At 64.3% G+C, this 2,989-nt stretch carries 7 protein-coding genes; 2 read left to right on the forward strand and 5 right to left on the reverse strand.

The window, feature by feature from the left end; genetic code table 11:
- The gene (locus VZ95_RS23295) at positions 1 to 168 is read left to right on the forward strand and encodes a PfkB family carbohydrate kinase (protein ID WP_084627895.1); all 168 of its coding nucleotides are present in this window, start codon (positions 1 to 3) and stop codon (positions 166 to 168) included.
- Here VZ95_RS23295 and modC read toward each other — a convergent pair.
- The 5 genes from modC to VZ95_RS27465 are packed head-to-tail and all read right to left on the reverse strand — an operon-like array spanning position 165 to position 2,303.
- Entirely contained in the window at positions 165 to 803 is a 639-nt protein-coding gene (gene modC, locus VZ95_RS17915) for a molybdenum ABC transporter ATP-binding protein (RefSeq protein ID WP_045777072.1), read from the reverse strand. The genes VZ95_RS23295 and modC overlap by 4 nt on opposite strands.
- Positions 803 to 1,186, reverse strand: coding sequence for an ABC transporter permease subunit (locus tag VZ95_RS28965; protein ID WP_332308128.1), 384 nt, complete (start codon positions 1,184 to 1,186; stop codon positions 803 to 805). Before VZ95_RS28965 ends, modC begins: the two co-directional genes overlap by 1 nt.
- Positions 1,186 to 1,464 (reverse strand): ABC transporter permease, encoded by a 279-nt coding sequence (locus VZ95_RS28970; RefSeq protein WP_332308127.1) that lies wholly within the window; start codon positions 1,462 to 1,464, stop codon positions 1,186 to 1,188. Before VZ95_RS28970 ends, VZ95_RS28965 begins: the two co-directional genes overlap by 1 nt.
- A 55-nt stretch (positions 1,465 to 1,519) precedes the next feature.
- Positions 1,520 to 2,047, reverse strand: coding sequence for a molybdate ABC transporter substrate-binding protein (gene modA / locus VZ95_RS17925; RefSeq protein WP_232302738.1), 528 nt, complete (start codon positions 2,045 to 2,047; stop codon positions 1,520 to 1,522).
- Positions 2,048 to 2,051: 4 nt separating this feature from the next.
- Positions 2,052 to 2,303 (reverse strand): substrate-binding domain-containing protein, encoded by a 252-nt coding sequence (locus VZ95_RS27465; RefSeq protein ID WP_232302739.1) that lies wholly within the window; start codon positions 2,301 to 2,303, stop codon positions 2,052 to 2,054.
- Positions 2,304 to 2,496: 193 nt separating this feature from the next.
- On the opposite strand from VZ95_RS27465, the gene VZ95_RS17930 reads away from it, so the two are divergent.
- Positions 2,497 to 2,989: NAD(P)/FAD-dependent oxidoreductase (locus VZ95_RS17930; protein WP_045777071.1), on the forward strand; the 493-nt coding region annotated here is incomplete at its 3' end.

Below are 2,989 nucleotides of genomic sequence, written 5' to 3' on the forward strand. Positions count from 1 at the left end.
GTGACGCCGGTCGATACGACGGCGGCGGGCGATAGTTTTGCGGCGGGCTATCTCGCGGCGCGGCTGGGCGGTGCCTCTGTGCACGCCGCCGCTTTGGCAGCGCACCGACTGGCCTCAATCGTGATCCAACATCCCGGCGCGATCATTCCGAAAGCGGCGATGCCTTAAGCGAGCAAGCGCCCCTTATCGAGAACCAGCACGCGGCTCGCTAGCCGGTCAATTTCCGCCTGGGCGTGACTGACGTAGAGAATGGGCACTTGGGCGGTATCGCGTACCCGCTCCAGATAGGGCAGAATATCGTCTTTGCGCGCGCTATCGAGGGCCGACAGCGGCTCGTCCATTAACAAGAGGCGCGGTTTTGCCAGCAGCGCCCGCCCGAGCGCGACGCGTTGCGCCTCGCCACCGGAGAGGGTGGCGGGGGCGCGGTCGAGCAGCGGGGCGATCCCCAGCAGGTCCGCAATTCCAGCCAGATCGGCGCGCTCCCCCCGCGCGCGGTTGAACCAATGGCCGTAGAGCAGGTTCTGCCGAACCGAGAGATGCGGGAACAGCCGCGCTTCTTGAAACACTACCCCGCAGCGGCGTTGATGCGGCGGTAGCCAAGTGCGGCGCGCGGTATCGACAAAAACGGTCTCGTTTAAGCGAACATGCCCCGTTTGTGGGCGGATCAACCCGGCGACAATTTTCAGAACCGAGGTTTTCCCGGAGCCAGACGGCCCGCTGAGCGCGGTCAGGCCAGGGCCAATCTCGGCGGCGAGCGCGAGGGTGAAATCGCCCTGCCGGTGCTGAATATTCAAGGAGAGCATTAGGTTTGCCGCCGCCGTGCCCGCTGGGTCAGGAGTTCCGATACCAGCAGCGCCCCCATCGAGAGGATCACCGAGAGAATCACCAGCCGCACGGCAGGACCATCGCCGCCGGGCACCTGCAAAAAGCCATAGATGGCGGAGGCCAGGGTTTGCGTCTCGCCGGGGATATTCGAGACGAAGGTAATCGTGGCCCCAAATTCCCCCATCGCTTTGGCGAAAGACAGCACCATTCCGGCCAGAAACCCCGGCAGGCACAGCGGCAGCGTGACCGTGAGAAACACCCAGACCGGCCCCGCGCCCAAAGTGGCGGCAGCATCTTCCAGGCGCCGGTCCACGGCTTCGATGGACAGGCGCATGGCGCGCACCATCAGCGGAAACCCCATCACGCACAGGCCAGCGCCGCGCCGGTCCAGCGGAAGGCGAGGGTGATCCCGAAAATCTGATCGAGCGGTTCGCCGAAAAAGCCCCGCCGCCCGAACAGAATCAGCAGTAGATAGCCGGTCACGACGGGCGGCAGGATCAACGGTAGGTGAACGAGACCATCCAGCACGCCCCGCCCCCAGAAGCGCCCGCGCGCTAGCGCCAGGGCGACGATCAGGCCGAAGGGTAGGCTAAAGAGGGTAGCGACCGCCGCAATGCGCAGGCTGAGGCCAACCGCCACCCATTCCGCTTCGGACAGATCAAAAAAAAGTGACGAAAAACTCCATGCGTGCGGGCTACGATCCCTGGCCCGGCGCGAGGGCGGAAAACCCTTGCTTGGTGAAGAAGGTAGCCGCCTCCGGCGATTTCAGAAAGGCGAGGAGGGCGGCGGCACTTGCTTGACTGGTCGCGGTTAGCGCAACCGGGTAGAGAATGCGCGGGTGGCTGGTTTCGGGGAAGGTGCCGACAATCTCCACCTTGGCTTCAGCGGTGGCATCGGTTTGATAAACGATCCCCAACGGCGCTTCGCCGCGCGCGACCAGCGTGAGGGCGGCGCGGACGTTATCGACCCCGGCGATGCTATTTTCGACGCTGGCCCAGAGGCCGAGCGTGGTGAGCGCCGCCTTGCCGTATTTCCCGGCAGGAACGCTAGCAACCTCACCCATCGCCAAACGATTACCCTTCAACAAGCCCTTGAGGTCTAGGCTCGCGTCGATGGTAACAGGGGCTTGGCGACCCTTTTCGCCGATCAGCACCAGCCGATTGCCGAGCAGCGTAACGCGGCTGTCTGGGCGGATCAAATTGCGTTGCTGGAGATAGTCCATCCACTCAAGATCGGCGGAAAAAGAACAGATCGGCGGGGGCGCCGCTTTCCACCTGCCGGGCGAGGGCGGAGCTTGCGGCATAGGCGGCGACGGCCTTCGCCCCGCCCTGCCGCTGCCACTGGGCGAGGCTATCGTCGAGCGCGTTCTTGAGGCTGGCGGCGGCGAAAAGGGTGATGGGACGGGCCTCCTGCGCCGCCAAAGGCGCGGGCGCGACGGCGAGGAGCGCGAGGGCAAGCAACCAGCGTTTTACCGTCATCGTCTCCATCCTTGTCACAAATCTCCGGGGCGACCAAAAGGCTACACCCGCGATTGCTGCAAACGCAATCTGCTCACAGCATCATGCGTATCTGGGGCTTGAGGATTTTTGAAAACGAGCGCCACTATTTCATAGCCAAGATGCGGAAACACTCCGCATGATTTGGACCGAATTTGAGAGAAGGAACCGCGCCATGCCCGTCGCCGCCGAGTCCCACGGTCTCTGGGGGAAATCCGCCCCCACAGCCCCGGTCACGACCGCCTTGTCGGGTAACTTGCGCGTTGATGTTGCGGTGATCGGCGCGGGGTTCACGGGCCTGTCGGCGGCGCTGCATTTGGCCGAATCAGGCAGTAAAGTCGCAGTTTTGGACACTGAGGAGATCGGTTTCGGCGGCTCGGGCCGCAATGTCGGCTTGGTCAATGCCGGGCTGTGGGTGATGCCGAGCGAGATCCCCAAAGTGCTGGGGGCTGAGTATGGCGAACGGCTGCTCTCGATCCTCGGCGATGCCCCTCAAGAAGTTTACGGTTTAGTCTCGAAACACGGGATGGACTGCGAGGCGATGCACGTCGGCACCCTTCATTGCGCCGTGGGGGACGCGGGCTTGCGGGATATCGAGGCGCGCTATGCCGAGTGGCGGGCGCGCGGCGCGCCGGTCGAACTGCTCGATCAGGCGGCGGCGGCGCGGG

The organism is Elstera litoralis (assembly GCF_000963705.1).
Classification (GTDB): Bacteria; Pseudomonadota; Alphaproteobacteria; order Elsterales; family Elsteraceae; genus Elstera; species Elstera litoralis.

Coding starts and splice junctions, on each gene's coding strand:
- modC (WP_045777072.1), bottom strand. CDS start 803: ATGCTCTCCTTGAATATTCAGCACCGGCAGGGCGATTTCACCCTCGCG.
- VZ95_RS28965 (WP_332308128.1), bottom strand. CDS start 1,186: ATGGGGTTTCCGCTGATGGTGCGCGCCATGCGCCTGTCCATCGAAGCC.
- modA (WP_232302738.1), bottom strand. CDS start 2,047: ATGGACTATCTCCAGCAACGCAATTTGATCCGCCCAGACAGCCGCGTT.
- VZ95_RS27465 (WP_232302739.1), bottom strand. CDS start 2,303: ATGACGGTAAAACGCTGGTTGCTTGCCCTCGCGCTCCTCGCCGTCGCG.